8 protein-coding genes are annotated in these 17,111 nt (G+C 68.9%); 1 reads left to right on the plus strand and 7 read right to left on the minus strand.

Features of this window, described 5'->3' with window-relative positions; all coding sequences use genetic code 11:
- Positions 1 to 218 precede the first annotated feature (218 nt).
- Positions 219 to 617, plus strand: a complete 399-nt coding sequence (locus R3E98_14850) for a hypothetical protein (GenBank protein MEZ4424686.1) — start codon at positions 219 to 221, stop codon at positions 615 to 617.
- A 50-nt stretch (positions 618 to 667) separates the two neighbouring features.
- Here the strand turns inward: R3E98_14850 and R3E98_14855 are convergent, their stop codons facing one another.
- From R3E98_14855 to R3E98_14885, 7 genes are all read right to left on the minus strand, one after another.
- Entirely contained in the window at positions 668 to 1,333 is a 666-nt protein-coding gene (locus tag R3E98_14855) for a hypothetical protein (protein MEZ4424687.1), read from the minus strand.
- Entirely contained in the window at positions 1,333 to 3,033 is a 1,701-nt protein-coding gene (locus R3E98_14860) for a hypothetical protein (protein ID MEZ4424688.1), read from the minus strand. The genes R3E98_14855 and R3E98_14860 overlap by 1 nt, the downstream gene beginning before the upstream one ends.
- Positions 3,017 to 4,402 carry a hypothetical protein gene (locus tag R3E98_14865; GenBank protein ID MEZ4424689.1) on the minus strand — a complete coding sequence of 462 codons (1,386 nt, stop codon included), beginning with the start codon at positions 4,400 to 4,402 and terminating at the stop codon, positions 3,017 to 3,019. The genes R3E98_14860 and R3E98_14865 overlap by 17 nt, the downstream gene beginning before the upstream one ends.
- 175 nt (positions 4,403 to 4,577) lie before the next feature.
- Positions 4,578 to 6,842: a hypothetical protein gene (locus R3E98_14870; GenBank protein MEZ4424690.1), complete on the minus strand. Its 2,265-nt coding sequence runs from the start codon at positions 6,840 to 6,842 to the stop codon at positions 4,578 to 4,580.
- Positions 6,843 to 6,923: 81 nt separating this feature from the next.
- On the minus strand, positions 6,924 to 8,672 hold the full coding sequence (locus R3E98_14875) for a PKD domain-containing protein (GenBank protein MEZ4424691.1): 1,749 nt from the start codon (positions 8,670 to 8,672) through the stop codon (positions 6,924 to 6,926).
- Positions 8,673 to 9,311: 639 nt separating this feature from the next.
- On the minus strand, positions 9,312 to 14,138 hold the full coding sequence (locus R3E98_14880) for a PKD domain-containing protein (protein ID MEZ4424692.1): 4,827 nt from the start codon (positions 14,136 to 14,138) through the stop codon (positions 9,312 to 9,314).
- Positions 14,128 to 16,911, minus strand: a complete 2,784-nt coding sequence (locus R3E98_14885; protein ID MEZ4424693.1) for a carboxypeptidase regulatory-like domain-containing protein — start codon at positions 16,909 to 16,911, stop codon at positions 14,128 to 14,130. Before R3E98_14885 ends, R3E98_14880 begins: the two co-directional genes overlap by 11 nt.
- Positions 16,912 to 17,111: the final 200 nt, after the last annotated feature.

Below are 17,111 nucleotides of genomic sequence, written 5' to 3' on the forward strand. Positions count from 1 at the left end.
CTGAAGCCGTCTGCCACCTCCGGCTGTCAAGTGGGGGTCCTCCCCTTGGCCCTCCTGGCTCCCTTCGCTCCAATCCGGCGCTTGTTACCTTCGCGCGAAATTGCGCTCCGAACGTCACTTGGGCGCGGCAGGCGCATTCGCGGCAGCGTATCGCTCCAGCTGTTGACTCACCTCGCTGCACCGGATGGCCCTTCGTTTGCCCCCGTCGGTCCGTCGCCATGTACGGACGACGCACACCGTGGGGAGCCGCGCTGCTCCTGTTCTCACTCGTCGGAGCGAGTGCCTGCGAGCCGCTCTGGGTGGTCGACCTCGAGCAGCCGATGCGCGAGATCCCCGAGGAGTACCTGCGCTGGTTCGGCGAGGTGGCCGAGTGCATGGGGCGGGAGCGGGACGCGACGCCAGAGCGCTTCCGCGTGATCCGCTGGTACGAGGGCGTGGAGATCCGCAACCCTTCGGAAGGGAAGTATGCGCTCGGTCTGTGGGTGGAACCGCACAAGATCACCGTTCGCACGGACGTGGCGGACCTTGACTACGTGATCAAGCACGAGCTGGTGCACGAGCTGCTGCGGGACGGCAGCCACGAACAGCGCTTCTTCAAGCAGTGCGCAGGCGTCTGAGCTCGACGCGCGCCACGTGGTCGAACCGTTCCGAGTTCGGGTGCGCCCTCCTAGAACGCGACCAGCAGCGTGATCCCGAACGTGCGGTCGCCCAGCGCGTGCGGTCCGAGATCATCGTCCAGCCACAACCGCCGTCCCACCACCCGCAGACCCACCTGTCGTAGCCACAGCGTGGCGCCCGCATCCAGCCCGCCACCAACGCCACTCTCGGTATAGTCGAAGCCGAACAGCGCCGCGTCCGTACCAGCCACTGCGAAGCGACCCACGACAAACGGTATGAAGCGCACGTCGCCGGAGCCGGTCTCCGCCGCGATGCCGAGCCCGGCCGAGAACCCGTAGCCGCGGAACCGCTCGTCGGTCGCCAGCCCCGACGCGAAGGCGCCGCGCCCCTCCACGGTGAGACAGGGACGGAGGGGCCGATCCGCGACCAGCTCGACGGCCGCACCCAGGTCGTGCATGCCGCGCTCGGAGGCGCGGAAGTCGCGGTAGCGCCAGTCGGCTCCCACGCGGAGGGCCGCCGTCGGAGCCACCCACCCGCCGATCCCACCCGACCAGGCGCTCGTGCCCTCACCGCCGTCCTGCGCGACCCAGGCGAGCGGGATCTGCACACCGCCACCACGATCGGACCGCATGCCCAGGCAGGTCTGGCCCGCAAGAGCGAAGGGGAGGATCGCGGTCCCCACGAGGGCGAGCACCCCGATCCGCGAAGACCGCATCAGCGCACCCTCAGCAGCGTGGAGCGGATGGACGATTCGTCACTGGTCGAGAAGCGGAGGAGCGCGCGACCGCCGGACTCCAGACCGAAGACAACGTACGCGGCCGCCCCCGAAGGCTGGAGCGTCAGGCTGAACCCGCTCCCCGGTGGGACGGCGAGCAGCCGGAGCGGGAACCGCGCATCCAACCGGAGCGAGGCGATCAGCTCACGCGTGTTCCAGCTCGGCTGCTGCAGCTCGGGTGGCAGATCCGGGACCAGGTCGTCCGCGTACACCGACACCGCCCAATCGGCCATCCACTCCACGGGATCCTCGCCGATGCGCGCCTCCAGGTTGTCCAGCCCCGCACCGGTGGCGTTGGCGAGGTCGCGGAAGAACGCGTCGTCCGGGCGCGGATCGCGATCCGCTGCATAGCGTAGGAACGACCAGGCGGCGCCTCGCGTGGTCAGACGGTCGGTCGCCACCGGCGAGGACGTGCTCGGCGCCTGCATGTAGAGGTTGTAGCGGCCCAGGTTGTCGACCGCGTAGCGGTTGAACGCCTCGCGGACGCGACTGCTCCCGGTCACCTGGGTCGTGTCCAGGTTCATGGCCGGGGCCAGCCCACTGGCCGCGTAGAAAAGCGCCTCCTCCGCGATGAAGCTCAGCCCCTCGTTCATCCACGACTCCTCGAAGCGGTCTGCTTGCGAGATGTGGATGCGTCGGCTGGCGTTGATGAGGTGCTGCAGCTCGTGGCCCATGGTGGAGGGTGTGACCTCGCGCAGGAGGTCCACGCTCAACCGGTTGCCGCTGACCTCCCCGTTGGGCTCCGGTACGGCGAGGTAGAGCACTTCGGCCAGATTGCTGGAGGGGCAGCCCTGCAGGCGACCCGTGTCGGTGCGCGGGAAGAGATCGCCGCCCCAGAAGAAGCCGGCCACCACACCCGCACCCCCAAAGGGCGTCTTCTCGTTGACCCCGCGCGTGAAGAACAGGACGATCCGCTGGTTGTCGTCCAGGTCCGTGGGTGCACCGAAGAGACCGGTCACGGTAGGCTCGATCAGCGCGTCGAACTCCTGCGCGAAGGCCTGGAAGTCGGAGGTCGTGAGCGTGGGCTGCGGGTTCTGCACGTCGGCCACCACTACGGCGTGATCGGAGACCGCCATCACCCGCCCCTGCCTGGGGTCGTTCACACCGCAGGAGGCGGCGACGCTGAGGCGGAGGAGATCCCCCACCACGGGCGGCGCGGCGGAGGGGGCGCGGCGCGCCTGACGACGCATCACGTCCAGCTCGTCCACGACGTCCCCGGCCGCCGCAGGGGTGAAGCGCAGCTCCTCCTGCTCCGCGGTGCGCAGCTCGCGGTGGAAGGCCTCCGTCGGAGCGAAGCGCGCCAGCCGCTCGGACGTGAAGGCGGTGATGGGGTCCGTCAGGGCCGTGCCTCCGACGTCCACGAAGCCCCCACCCTCCACCCCGATGCTCGCCTTGAAGAGCGTATCCCGTGCGAGTGCCGCGAACGGCACGAGGACGAACTCGCCACCCGCGGGCGCGGAGACACAGAGCACGCGGTTGCCGGGCGCGCGGCTCGCCTCCCCCACGCCGAGGCTCAGCGCATCCCCGAACGCGCAGTCGGCGAGCTGCTGCGGCAGCCCGGTGGAGGACTGGTCGTCACACCCCGTGCCGAGCAGAGCGACCAGGAGGCCGACGCAGAGATGCCTAGCGGACCGGATCATTGTCGACACGGATGCTGAAATTCCCTTTGCGATCCACGGCGTAGACCGTCACCGCCGTCAGATCGTCGATGGTGAAGGCCTGCTCGAACGTCTGCGTGCGCATGAGCAGGTCCTGGATGGTGTTCCCCTCGAAGCCCTGCACGCCGTAGCTGCCCAGGTCGGGTTGCCCGTCGGGGCTCCCGAAGGTGCCGTCCTTGAACGTGAAGCGGACGAATGCGCCCGCGAAGTCACCGTCCGGATCACTGGCATTCAAGGCGAACTGCAGCCAGGACGCCGCCAGCGACTCCGTGTAGAAGGCGTTGAAGGTCGTGATGACGGGCGGGGACCCGGTGGCGCCCGCGATGGGCGCCTCCACGAAGTCGGTGGTGTTGCCCTCCCGGTCCTCGATACGGACGGACGTGCACAGGCCCTGGGCTTCGGCGTCGGGCATGTCCACGGAGAGGACCATCACCACGCGCACGGTGTCGGCGCCGGCGCTACGACTGCCGGGCGAGGCCAGGTTGCGTCCCAGGAACCCCACTTCGGTGAACCCGCTCCCGGCGCGCAGCGCGGAGTTGCCTGCGCAGTCCGTGAGGTTCCACTGGTAGCGATCGATATCGGGGAAGCCGCTCCCGCCCAGCAGGGGGTTGGAGCCCGGATCGCTCGCCTCCAGGAAGAAGACGCTGGTCCCGTCGCGGAACGTGCCGCCCAGGTGCAGGATGGAGGGGGTGTAGCGCTCGTCGGAGCAGCGCACCCGGAACGTGACAATGGTCGCGCGCGGTGGCTCCAGGACGAACTCGCGGGCGCGTCCGCCGTCACTGGTCACGACGCAGCTGGGGTCGATGTTGCTGAGCTCGAGCGAATAGGCACCCGGATCGATGCCATCGAAGCGCACGGTGTCGTTTCCCGCCGCGAAGCCCACCTTCTCGGTGCCCAGCGCGTCCTTCAGGCGCCAGGCGTAGGCGTCGTCGGCGTCCCACCCGTCCGTCGCGGTCTCCATCACCAGGAGGGACGAGCACTCGAAGTTGTAGCGGACCGTGAACGTCTGGCCGGCCTGGCCGATCACCGCCTGCCGCGCAGCGCCGAAGCGGTTCTGGCAGGTCACCGGGACGCCGTCCACCCGGATCGTGTAGGTGGCAGGCGGGACCACGAGGATCAAGGTGTCGTTGGGCTGAACCACCGCGATGGTGTCGATGCCCAGCGTCCCGGACAGCTCCGTCACGCTCAACGTCCAGCGCTCACCCGGAGATACCTCCGCGGGTCCCGAAGCGCTCGTGATGATGGCCAGGAAGCCCTCCGGAGCCATGGGCTGTTCATCACAGGCCAGCAGCCCGATGCTCACCAGCAACGCGGCCAGCCACCGCACGCCCTGCATCCTGCCCATACGCATTCCTTGCCTCTCCTCCCATGCCTGGACCGGTGAAGCGCCGAAAGCGTGGGGCCGCGAGAGCGACCCCACGCTTGGCGATCCACGCCCCGGCGCGCACCTTCGCGCACCGGCCGGTTCGTCACCCCGCCGGGGAGGAGACCCGACGGGGCAACGATTCCTCCGGGTTGGTGATGGATTAGAAGCCCACCGACCAGCCCGCGTACCACGGGATCGAACCACCCGACCCGGCCGGCGCGACGCCGCCGTAGTAGGTGGCCGGGTCCCACGGAGCGCCCAGAGCCGTCGGACTCTGGCCCGCGACCGTCACGCCCGAGCCCACCGGACGGTAGTCCGGCAGCGCCCGGAAGAACGGCGCCTTCAACTGTCCAGCGTACGCGGCACCCGTCGCGACCATCCGTCCGGCCGTGAGGTGCGCGCTCAACTGGGCCGCACACGTCCCGGCCGTCACGATGGCCGGGTCGATGGCCACCGACGTCGTGAACGTCCACCCGTCACCGGTGCCCAGGCCGCCACCGGCCGGGCCGTTGTTCCCGATCAGGTTGCAGGTCTCGACGTTGTCCCCCAGCACGTGCGTGGCATACCGCACCAGCAGGATGTTCTGGAGGTGACCGCCGGCGCCGCGCCGGTAGTGCAGCGCGGTCTTGTTGGCGGCTCCGCTGGGCAGACCTGCGGAGGTCGCGCTCGTCCCGCCGATGAACGTGATGTTGGCCAGGTCCGGCACCGTGCGCGGGGCGTTGTTGTACGTGGCCGCCGTCTCGGTGTTGTCCACCTCGTGCCCCTTGTCGGAGCCCAGGCTGTCGTGGTGGATGACCTGGAACTGCACCCGCCCGTCGTACCCGAACGAGAAGTCGAACTGGTCGTCGTCGTTCCCGCTGGCCAGGAGGTGCTTCACGTTGCAGCGGCCGCCGAAGATCTCGAGGCCGTCGTCGGAGCCCTCGCTCACCTGCAGGTAGTCGATCACGGTGCCCGACCCGCAGGCGCCGATGGTGACGTTGTTCAGCTCGTTGTTCGTGGAGATCGTGCGACCACCGTACTCCACCACTACGTAGCGTAGCACGCCTGAGGAGTCGGCGTCATTGAGCCCGCCGAAGTTGACGGCGCCACCCTCACCCTCGCGCTGCGCCCCGCCACCGGAGGGGTTGCGGCCGGGGATGGCCGGAGCGGCAGGCAAGCCAGGCTGCGCTTCGTTCACCACCGCATTGCCGGCGATGAAGATGCCGCCCCAGCAGGACTGCGCACGCACCGGACCCTGCAGCTCGCAGGTGAAGCGGATCGGCTGGCTCTGCGTCCCGTCCGCGATGATGCGGCCGTTGCGCGTCACGAAGATCGCCGACAGCGAATCGGACTCGAAGCGCGTGCCCGGCTGGAACTGGATCTCGCCGGCCAAGCCGGTTTCCACGCCGACCGTCATGGTGCCGCCCCGCAGGATGTAGAGGCTGTCGGCCGAGAACGTACGCGTTCCCGTGATCGTGAGCGGGCCGGCGATGATCACCGTGTCGCCCGCGCCGATCACCGACTCCTGCGGGATGATCTCGCCCACGACGTTCTGGTTCTGCCCCACCGCCTCGAGGCGGATCGGCAGCACGTCGAGCACGTTCACCGTGCGGTCCCCACGACCGCACACGTCGATGCCCGGAGGGCAGGGATCGCCGGGGCCGCCCAGGCCCGGCGCGTTCTCCGGACGTACGTTGACCGCCACGCAGTCGCGGTTCGGGCTGCCCGTGCCGATGATGCACTCGAAGCCCGGGTTGCCGACGACCGTGTTCGCCGCGTACAGCGCGTCGAGCACGTTCACGAGGTTGTCCTGCGTCGCGTCGCCGTAGCGGTTGGACGCGCCCGGCAACTGCGCCGGACGGCTTCCACCGATCGTGGGATCGAGGCGCAGGGCCATCTCGTCGATGGACCAGGCGCGCGCATCCGCCGCGGACGGCAGGTCGGCGGCCGCGACCACCTCCCCGTCGAAGCGCGTCTTGATGGAGCGCTCGCGCAGGTCGTACGCGTACTCGCCCTGGAAGCGGAGCGACGGCGCGTAGCTGCCGCGGAGCACCTCGAAGCCGAGCAGGGCCGCCCGGTCGAGGCCCGTGTGATCGACCGCCGCCAGGCGCAGCACGCCGGCCTCGGCCTGGGTGGTGTTCAGCACGGAGAGGGCCGTGCCCTCCTGGAGCTGCCCGACGTAGCGCAGCGCCGTGGGGTCGAACTGGATGTAGCCCTGGAGCGCAGCGATGTCACCCTCGGTGACCCGCAGGCTCAGGGTGACGCGTGAGCCCGACTCGGCCACGAAGCTCGAGGTCTCGAACCGGACCTTGGCTTCGTCGGAGCTGAAGTCGGTGGGGAGCAACGGATCGGAGGTCTCCTGGTCCTGACACGCGCTCACCGCCAGAACCGCGGCGAGAGCGAGCGCTCCGGACCGGACCCGACCGCGCTTTGCAAAGAATCGCATGGTCTAGTGGTCTCCTGGTGGACCCTCCGCTCGGGCGGGTGGGACCGAATCCCACCCGCCCCTCGCGGATCGGCCCGCCCGTTAGTTGATGGTCAGAGCCGGGATGTTGAACGTCAGCGACAGGTTGCTGCCGCCGAAGTCGGTGGCCACGTCGATGGTGATCGTGGGCTGGAGGCTGCCCGCCGCCGTCAGGTTGAACGGGATGGCCGCCAGACCGACCGGGCCCGACCCAGGCGCCGCGGCGATCGAGAAGTTCAGGAAGTTCACCGGGTTCCCGGCGGCTCCCGTGTACTGATCGACCACGTCCGATCCACCGACGTTGGCGCAAGCGCCGGCGCCGGCGGAGACCGTGTTCAGGTCGGCACCCGCGGCCGCACCGGCCAGGGCACCGTTGTAGTTCACGGACGCCTGGAAGGCCTGCAGCGTGCTCTCGGTGGTGCAGAGCTGCAGCGTGGCCGTCGATCCCACCGAAGCGGACGTGATGACGTTTCCGCTGGCGTTCACCCAGACGCCGATGGCGTTGGCGGCCGCGGCCACCGTCACCGTCTGCGACTGCGTCCCGATCGCCCCGCCGTTGTCGGTCACGGTCAGGGTCACCGTGTAGGTGCCCGGGCCGGCGTAGCTGTGCGACACCGTGGCGCCCGAGCCCGTGTTGCCGTCACCGAAGTCCCACGCGTAGGACGCGATGGTGCCGTCCGCATCCGTGGAGCCCGTGCCGTCGAAGGCGCAGGTGGTGCCGGTGCAGGAGAAGGTGTAGCTGGCCACCGGCGGGATGTTCGCCGGGACGTTCACCGTGACCGCCGAGGACGCCGTGGCAGTACCGCCGCGGTTGTCGGTCACCGTCAGCGTGGCCGTGTAGCTGCCGGCCGTCGCATAGACGTGGCTGGGCGTCGCGCCGCTGCCGGTGCTGCCGTCACCGAAGTCCCAGTCGTACTGGACGATCGTGCCATCCGGGTCGTTCGAGCCGGTGCCGTCGAAGGCGATCGGCTGACCCGCGTCACCCGTGTAGGGGCCGCCGGCGCTCGCGACCGGCAGCGCATTCGGCGTGGAGTCGAGCAGGTCGGCCGCCACGATCATGCGCGCCCGGAACTGCGACACCGTCGCCTCGGCATCGAAGCCGATGGTCTGGAAGGCCGTGGTGGATCCACCCACGACCGGCACGCCGAACTCCTCGTAGCGATAGCAGTCGTTGTCCGTCGGACCGCAGGCGGAGTCATTGAAGAAGTTGAAGGGCGCGCCATCGAAGTCGACGCTGGGCGCCACGTTGCCCTGGTTGGGCAGCTCCACGATCACGCCGGTGCCGTCACCCTGACCGCCGGTCACGCCACCGGTGGTGGTCGTCACGATGGTCTCGAACGGGAACAGCAGCGCGCCCGAGGTCGAGGGCGGCGGCGTGGGGAAGGTCGGCTGGATCAGATCCACGGCCGACAGCTTGTTGCGGATGGCCACGTCGAACGTGACACGGATCAGACCGGGCGAGAACTGACCGACCGGCGAGAAGTTCAGCGAAGCAGGATCCGCCAGGACGTCCACGACGTCACCGGCAAGGATGGAGAACTCGGGGTGATCGGGGGCCAGCCCGAAGAAGTCGGCGATGATCTGCGGATCATAGCCGCGCGCGGGCGGGGTGATCTTGACGGTCCCTTCGATCTTGTTGATGTCCGCGATCCACGCAGCAGAGACGATCTCGGGGTTTTCCGGCGGCGCCGGGGGCAGCAAGGGCCCCACGACGGGCTCGCTGTCGGAGCAGGCAGCGGCCGCGATCAGCATGAAGCTGCTGACCCACAGGCCGGCCTGGCGACGACGAGCGGAGAAGGACGTTCGCTCCATCGGGTGTCACTCCTACGAGTGTGAGGTGGGTAGTACTTCCGGACTTGACTCGAACAAGCCTCCCCCGACCGCGCGGATCGGTCCGTCGATCGCGTATTCGGTGAAGGCCCGGCAGTCCGAGCTCGAACACCGCACTGCCAGGCACCCCGGCCGGACCTCCGACCAGTCGCGCAGCGCCCGATACGTGGGCACCGCGCGGAAGGGCACCACCTGCAGGCGGGTTCCACAGATCCGGCCCGAATAGCGACTTTCGCCCCCCAGGCCCCGGGGATGGGGCGCACGGCAGATCAGGACGGTCCCGTCGACCCCCTGCATGAGGCCATTCGCCCCCCTGCGCGTCACGCTGTCCAGATCTCCCATCCCGCTGTTCGTCCTCCGCATGAAAAAAGGGCCCACGGTTCGCGCTGCCTTGCGGCAGCGCGTCGTGGACCCTCAGGGTCGCTCCCGCTCGGGAGCCGGCGGCTGTGGAACCGGGTCGAGCCCGGGTGCTTCGTTGTCCGAGTGGGCGAAAGATGCTCGCCCGACCTCGGCGTCAACAGGCAGAACGCGAAACGATTGTGTATAGGCTTGGTCGCGGCGGGTGCGGCGCTAGGTGTTTCCACGAAACGACTTCTGCCGAAGCCCCCCGAACCCCCACCGTCAGTTGACGGTGAGGGTCGGAATGGAGACGACCGGCGTGATGTTGGCGCCCCCGAACGCGGTGTAGACGTCGACCGTCAGCGTGGGTGTGTACGACCCCGCGGCGTTCAGTGTGAGGTCGAAGGCTCCGAGCCCCTGCGCGCCCGCTCCGGCAGCGGCCGCGATGGAGAAGCTGAGGAACGAGTTGTCTCCCGGGGCCGGGGAGTTCTGCGCTCCCGTGTACTGATCCATGACGTCCGCCGTGCCCACGCAGGCGCCCTTGCCGGCGGTCACGCTGTTGAGGTCCCCATGGGGTCCCTGGCTGACCGTCGCTCCGAAGTGGAGGACGCCCTGGAACGCCTGCACCGACGAATCCGTGGAGCAGATCTGCAGCTTCACGGTCTGACCGACCGAAGCGCTCGTGATGACGGCGCCGCTCGTGTTGGTCCAGACGCCGACCAGGTTTCCGCTGGGCCCGGCCGGCGCCACCGTCACGGACTTTGTGGACGCAGCGGTCGCTCCTCCGTTGTCGGTCACGGTCAGGGTCACCGTGTAGGTTCCGGCACCCGCGTAGGTGTGGGAGGCGTTCGCGCCCGTCCCGGACCCGCCGTCGCCGAAGTTCCAGGCCCAGGAGGCGATGGTGCCATCCGGGTCCGAGGAGGCCGACCCGTCAAAGGTGCACGCCAGGGCGGTGCAGGTGTTCGTGAAGGACGCCGTCGGCGCCTGGTTGCCACCACCACCGGCCGTGATGGTCACGGTGGCCTGATCGGTGGCGCGCGCGCCGTCGTTGTCGGTCACGGCCAGGATCACCGTGTACGTCCCGGGTGCCGTGTAGCTGTGGGACGGCTGGGGCCCGGTGCCGGCGGCGCCGTCGCCGAAATTCCAGGCGTAGCTCACGATCGAGCCGTCCGGATCCACGCTTCCGGCCGAGCTGAACGTGACCGGGTTCCCCACGGTCCCGGTGTACGGCCCGTTGGCCTCGGCGGCGGGCAGCTGGTTGCCGGGGACGAAGGTGTCCTCCTCCACCGCCAGGGTGCCTTCTAGGACGGGCAGGGCATTCAGGTTGAGCGGCTGTCCCTGCGGGTTCTGCAGGACCACGCCGGCCGTCTGTGTGGTGGTGGAATCACCGTCGAGGCCGATCACCGTGAACCAGGCGGTGGCGATCAACGCTTCGAGCGTGTCCGGCAGCGGAGCCGTGCTCCGGCCCAGGATCTGGAGCCGGTTGGGCAGGCCCGGTGTCACGTTGAGGAAGGCGTCGAAGCGCGCGCCCGCCTGTACGCTGTCGAAGCGCACCACGAACGGGTTGAAGAAGATCTCACCCTGCGCCTGGACGATCGGCACACCGGGTCGGGTCGTGACCTTCAGGGCCACCCGGTCCCCGGGCCGCGCCGAGCCGGGCGGGCCCTCCAGCGGCGCATACGCGGCCGCGGTCGTCGTGGGCGTCGGCGGGAGCATCCAGGTGTTCTTCCACGCGAACGCGGCCGGGATGTCCACCGTCACCTGGGCGTTCGCCGAAGCCGTGGCCCCGAGGTTGTCGGTCACGGTCAGCTTCGCCGTGTAGGTGCCGGCCCGCTCGTAGACGTGCTGCGGCGCCGGCCCGGCTCCCGTGCGCCCATCTCCGAAGTCCCAGTCGAAGCGGACGATCGCCCCATCCGGGTCGTTGGAACCGGCGGCGCTGAAGGACAGCGTCTGGCCCACCCGGCCCGTGTAGGGGCCGTTGGCGCGCGCGAGCGGCGGCTGGGTGTTGAGGATCGTCACGCCGACCGTGGCCGACGCAGTGGCTCCCTTGTCGTCGCGCACGGTCAGGGTGGCCGTGTAGGTGCCGGGAGCGGTGTAGGCATGACCGGGGTTCACACCCGCCCCGGTGGTCCCGTCCCCGAACTGCCAGTCGTACGAAGCGATGGTGCCATCCGGATCACGGGATCCCGACCCGTCGAAGATCACGAGGTTGTTCGGCGTGCCGACGTAGGGCCCACCCGGTGCCGCGATCGGCGCCTGGTTGCTGCCGCCGCCACAGGTGGTGCCGGTCACCGCCACCGTGTCTTCGACGATCGGCTTCCCGGTCAGCGCGATGGGCTGGAACTTTGCGTTGAACAGCTTCAACCCCGTGGTGGTGGTGCGCGCCGTGGAGGGCGGGCAACCGATCACCGTGAAGTACAGGTCGGCCAGCGCCGTTTCGACCGTAGGCGCGGCGGGGGTCTTCGTGCTCCCCACCAGCTTGACCTGCCCGGCGCCTTGGGGCGTGGGCGTGAAGACGGAGCTGAGGAACGTGCGCTTCACCGCCGAGTCGTACTGCAGGACCGCGGCGTCCCATCCGACCACGGACTCGAAGCTGCGCAGCGAATCGCCCGGTGCCGTCGAGACCGTGAGCTTGACCACGCTTCCGTTCGCCGCGGAGCCGGGTGTCCACACGCTGCGCCACGCCACCGGGGATCCGCCGCCGGAGCCGATGGTGACCGACGCGGTATCCACGGAGGTCGCCCCGGTGGTATCCCGGACCGTGAGGATGGCCTCGTACGCGCCGGCCGACGCGTAGGCATGCTTGACGGTGGCTCCGGACGAATCCGCCGGAGATCCGTCGCCGAACAGCCAGATGTACTTCTCGATCCCGCCCGTGGACCCCGAGCCGTTGAGCGTCACGGTGTCCCCGGGCGCGGCGGTATACGGACCGCCGGCGTTGGCCTGCAGCCCGGCAGGCGGGGCCTGTCCCAGGGTGAGAGTCGGGATGTCGACGCCCAGGGGAACACTGTCCCCGCCGAAGTCGGTCGCGACCTCGATGGTGAAGGCGGGCGTCACCGTGCCAAGCTGGTTCGTCTGGAACGTGATGCGCGCGATGCCCTGGGGCCCGCTCCCCGCGGCGGAAGCGATGGAGAAGCTGAGGAGGGGAATCTCTCCGGCGACCGTCGTGTTGCCGGTGAACTCCGTCAGCACGTCGCTGGTTCCGAGGTTGAGGTCCTTCGCCGAATCGGCGGTCAAGAGCGCCTGGGGATACCGCAGGATCCCCTGGAAGGCTTGCAGGCTGCCCGTGGGAAGCTCGACCGATAGCTCCAGCGCGACCCGGTTGCCGGGCAGGATGGCGGTGACTGGCGTGCCGCTCACGGCGTCCTTCCACACCCCCGCGAGAGCCGGTCCCCCCGACCCGGGTGTGCGGATGTTCACGGTGGCCGAATCGACCGCCGTCAGGCCTCCGTCGTCCGTCACGGCGAGCGTGAGCGTGTAGACGCCGACGGAGTCGTACACATGGTGGACCTCGGCCCCCGTCGAATCGACCGGCGACCCGTCCCCGAAGTCCCAGAGGTACGTGACGATCGTTCCGTCGTCCGTGGTGCCGGTCCCGCTGATCGCGAGCGTGTCCCCCGGCGCGCCCGTGTAGGGGCCGCCCGCGTCGGGCACGGGAGGCTGGTTGCCGCCGCCGACCGCAACCTCGAGCGCGGGGATGCTGGGCGAGAAGTCGATCGCCGCACCGCCGTCCTTGTCCGTGGCCACGGCCACCGTGAAGGAGGGGGTCGTGGTGCCCACCTGACCGGTGGTGAACGTGATCCGCGCCAGGCCCAGGTCACCCGTCGACAGCTGCGAGCTGATCGACAGGTTGGTGAACGTGACCTGGCCCACGACCCCGGTCGCGTTCCCCGTCAACTCGCTCATCTGATCCGTGGAGCCGCTGCTGAAGTCCGCGACCGCAGTGGCCGTCAGGAAGTCCGGGTTGTAGAAGAGCGTGCCCTCGAACGCGCGCAAGCTGTCGGCGCCCATCCTGGCGGTCAGCTCGAGGAACACGGTCGCGCCGGGTGCCGCGGAGGTGATGGTGGCCCCGGCGGCGTTGGTCCAGCGGCCCACGAGCGGCTTGCCCGATCCGGATCCCAGCCGGCGACAGTTGACCAGGAAGCTCGCCGTATCCGTTGCCAATGCCGTGACTGAGATGCCCGCCACCGAGCTCGGCGTGGCCGTACACACGCCGGTCGGTACGTTCAGGAGGTCGATGTCGTAGTCCCCCGGCATCAGGTTCTTGAAGGACACTTCGCCGCCTGGAGCGCGCAGCGCCGAGACGGTGGAGGAGTCCTGCACCACCACAGTGTCTCCGGTAGGGATTCCCGTGAGGCGCACGCGGTAGGGGCTGGGCAGCGTATCCCCTTCGGTCACGACCCGAACGAGGATCTGCCCGCGGGTCGGGTCCTGGCAATCGACGTGGAACGTGATCTTGCTCAGCGTCTCGGTACCGACGTCCGTGACCGTGACCGACTGCGTAGGACCGCCGCGGACATCGCACCCGGTGGCGACGTCCTCGATCGACACCGTGTAGCTCCCCGCCGGCAGCGGGCTGAAGCGCCGGGTCGCGTTGACCGCGAAGACCTCGGACCGGTCGGCGGCTCCCTGCACACGGATGACGTAGCCGTTCGCGTCGCCCCCGGCCGGCGCCAGGGTCTCCGTGGTCACTTCGATCCCGGGCGCGGGCGCGGTCTGCGCACCCGCCACTGCCGACGGCGCCGACACGCGTCCTAGCTGCAACTCCGTGCGGATCCGGTAGCCGTAGAAGGTCTCCGGGTCCAGATCGGTGTCGAGGTAATCGGAGGGCTTGGTTTGGCTGGTGCGACTGACGGCTACGTCGGCGACCTTGATGAATTCGCCCTGCAGGTTGGCCCGACGCTCGATCTGATACGCAACCACGTCGCCACGGCTCAATGGCTCCCAGCGGACCCGCATGGCCGTGGGGCCGACCGGCTCGGCGCTCACGCCTGTCGGGGGCTCGGCCCCTTCCTCCTCCAGGGGGCTGGCCTGGTCGCAGGCCACTCCTCCCCAACCGAGAATGGCGCCGAACGCGAGCACACGAGCGAGCCGGGCTTCAATACGCATACGAGACACCCAGGGAGAATGAGACACCGAGCGGCGCGTACCCGACCGTGACGGGCCCCAACTGGGCCGTGTCCTGGTACTCGCGCACCACCGCGTTCGTGAGGTTCTTGGCCGAGAGCGAGATCTTCACGCTCTCGCCGAAACGCTGCGAGACCTTGGCATCCAGGGTCGAGCGGCCCTGCTCGATGACGTCGGGCACGCGGATCCCCGTGTTTCCCGCGGCCACGCCGTAGCGGCGCACGCGGTCATCGAAGTAGTTGTAGAGGAGCGAGGCGTTGGTGCCGGTGTCCGCGTTGTCGTACCCGAGGGACGCGTTGACCAGGAACCGCGACTGATCCTGCAGCGGCAGGCTCGCAAAGGGGATCAGGACTCCGTCACCCTTCACGTCTCCATCCACGAACGTGAAGTTCACCGTGGCGGTGAACGGCTCCAGGGACTCGGCCAGGATACCGAGGTTCTTCCTCACCTCGAGCTCGACGCCCAGGTTCGTGGCCGATTCCGCATTCAGCGGACGGCCCACGCAGGTGAAGCTCTCGTTGATCACGAGCTGGATGATCGGGTCGCTGAACCACTTACCGAACCCGCTCACGGACACGAGTTCGCCCGGCGACGGATACCACTCCCAGCGGAGATCGGCGTTGTTGATCACGGCCCGGCCGAGACTGGGATCGCCCGTGATCACGCACTCCCCCACCACGGGCGAGTACTGGGAATCCGACACCTCGCGCGGATCGGGGCGTGATACGGTCCGGTAGCCAGCGGCTCGCAGATTCATCCGGTCCGTCAGCTCGAACGTCAGGTTGGTCGACCACAGGAGGTCGGCCTGGTCGCGAACGGTCGGCTCGAAGGCGGGCGATTCCCTGCCCCCCGCGAAGACGTTCAGCTTCCAGATCTCGGTCCGCAGTCCGCCGACGATGCGCAGGCGTTCGAAAGGCCGGAGGTCGAGCATCAGATACGCCGCGTATAGATCGTCGTCGGCGTCGTAGGGGAGTCCCTGATCGTTGATGTTGCCGAGCACTACGTTCCGACCCGCATTCTCCGGCGCCAGCAGGGCCTCGGGTGGGAGCTTCAATGCGTTGAGGCCGTCCTGGGGCACGAGAGCCGGCCGCAGGTCGTACTTCTCCGCGTCGAACTCGCGGCTCTTGAGGCGACCCAGGCCGCCGAACTTGATCAGCGCATCGGACTCCCGTCGCAGCGACACCGGGATCGACCAGTCCAGCTGGGCGCTGTATGCCCGATCGTCCAGGAACCGGAACCAGAACGCGTTCGCAACCGAGCGTTGGATCGCATACTCGGTGCCTTCGCGGACGTAGTTGAGCGACCGGTTCTCGGGCTCATCCCGATCCGCGCGGGAGTAGGACAGCTTCCAGTCGATGGACGAGTCCCCGAGCCAGCTCAGGAAGTGCTGCCCACCCAGCTGGCTCTGTGCGAACGTGCGCTCTACGTAGCGCACCTGGTAGCGGCGCACCTCGGGGTCGAGCTGGGCCTGGAACTCCGGGTCGAAGGCCTCGGCAAAGGTGCTGAACTCCTCCGCCTCGCGGGTGACGAGGTTCTTGAGCGTGAAGGTGTTGGTGGCCCCCAGTCGCAGCGCCAGGTTGCCCACGGCCCCCCAATTCACCGTCGTCGTGGCGGGCCGGCTCACGTTCCCCGTGGCGGCCGTCCCTTGGTCGGGATCGATCACGAACAGGAACAGGTCGTCGGGGGTGTAGGACGTGGAGTAGCCGTAGTCCAGCGAGAAGACGTAACCCAGCGCCCGCTCGAACTCGCCGAGCTGATTCCCATAGTTGACACCGAAGCCCATGTTGGGGAGGACTCGGGTGTTGCTCGGGATCCACCGGTTCCGGATGCCTTCCAGGAACAGTTCACCGTCGGTGACGTCCGGACGCTGACGTCCGACCCCGTCCAGGCCCAGGAAGTCCGTGCCGCTCCGTCCCAACACGGGAAGGGTCTTGAAGGTGGCTAGACTGTTGTACCCGAACGACGTCTCCAGCTCGAGGACCCTTTCCTCGGGGAACTCCTTGGTCTTGATCTCCACCGCACCGCCCGCGAAGTCCCCCGGCTTGTCCGGTGTGGCGGTCTTGGAGGTCACCACGGACTCGAGCAGGGAGGCCGCGAAAAGATCCATCGGCACGATCTTCTTCGCAGGCTCCGGGCTCGCCAACTCCGCACCGTTGAGCAGCGTGGTCGAGTAGCGCTCGCCGAGACCGCGAACCACGACGAACTTGTCATCCACGACGGACACGCCCGTGACGCGCGCCACGGCGTCGCCGGCGTCCGAGTCAGGTGAACGGCTGATCTGCTCCGCGCTCACTCCGTCACTGACCGCCGGCGCAGCCTGCTGCATGGCCAGCAGCGATGCCTCCGAGGACCTGCGGGTTGTGCGCTCCACTTCGACGGTGAGGCCCTCCACCGCGATGGCTTGAGTGGTCATGGCGAAGTTGGTGATCGCCGTCCCCCCCGCTTCCACAACCACTCCCTCACGCCGCGCCGTGGCGTACCCGAGCAACTCGATCTCCACCGTGTAGGAGCCCGCCGGGATCTCCGGGGTCCGGAACCGCCCGTTCACGTCCGTGAGCGTTCCCGTGCCCGCCTCCACCACGCGCACGGTCGCGGTGGGCAGCGGACGTCCGGAGTCCTGGTCGACGACCTGGCCAGCGATGCGGCCACTCTGCTGTGCAGTGAGGGCGCCACCCCAGGCGGCGGTGACAGTCAGGAGCAGAAGGATCGTGCGGAGCAGCCCACCGGCGATCATGTGCGGGCACGCGTCGTTCATAGGACTCCTTCGGACGAAGACCGGGCTGACGGCCGGTCGCAGCCGGTGACCCGGTGCGGGGGCATGAACCTCCCGTGCGGTCCCGACCGGAACAAGGCAGGGTGCAGTAACGTCTGCGTAAACGTTCAGGGACTGCGATTGCCGAGTCGCGGATGCACCACGAGAGTTGCGTGCTCGCCCGTGTTCCTCTTCCCGCTTCG

The organism is Gemmatimonadota bacterium, assembly GCA_041390125.1.
Classification (GTDB): domain Bacteria; phylum Gemmatimonadota; class Gemmatimonadetes; order Longimicrobiales; family Gaopeijiaceae; genus JAGQIF01.

Excerpts from the sequence above, each read along its gene's own strand:
- R3E98_14850 (MEZ4424686.1), top strand. The coding sequence starts at position 219 with ATGTACGGACGACGCACACCGTGGGGAGCCGCGCTGCTCCTGTTCTCA.
- R3E98_14855 (MEZ4424687.1), bottom strand. The coding sequence starts at position 1,333 with ATGCGGTCTTCGCGGATCGGGGTGCTCGCCCTCGTGGGGACCGCGATC.
- R3E98_14860 (MEZ4424688.1), bottom strand. The coding sequence starts at position 3,033 with ATGATCCGGTCCGCTAGGCATCTCTGCGTCGGCCTCCTGGTCGCTCTG.
- R3E98_14865 (MEZ4424689.1), bottom strand. The coding sequence starts at position 4,402 with ATGCGTATGGGCAGGATGCAGGGCGTGCGGTGGCTGGCCGCGTTGCTG.
- R3E98_14870 (MEZ4424690.1), bottom strand. The coding sequence starts at position 6,842 with ATGCGATTCTTTGCAAAGCGCGGTCGGGTCCGGTCCGGAGCGCTCGCT.
- R3E98_14875 (MEZ4424691.1), bottom strand. The coding sequence starts at position 8,672 with ATGGAGCGAACGTCCTTCTCCGCTCGTCGTCGCCAGGCCGGCCTGTGG.
- R3E98_14880 (MEZ4424692.1), bottom strand. The coding sequence starts at position 14,138 with ATGCGTATTGAAGCCCGGCTCGCTCGTGTGCTCGCGTTCGGCGCCATT.
- R3E98_14885 (MEZ4424693.1), bottom strand. The coding sequence starts at position 16,911 with ATGAACGACGCGTGCCCGCACATGATCGCCGGTGGGCTGCTCCGCACG.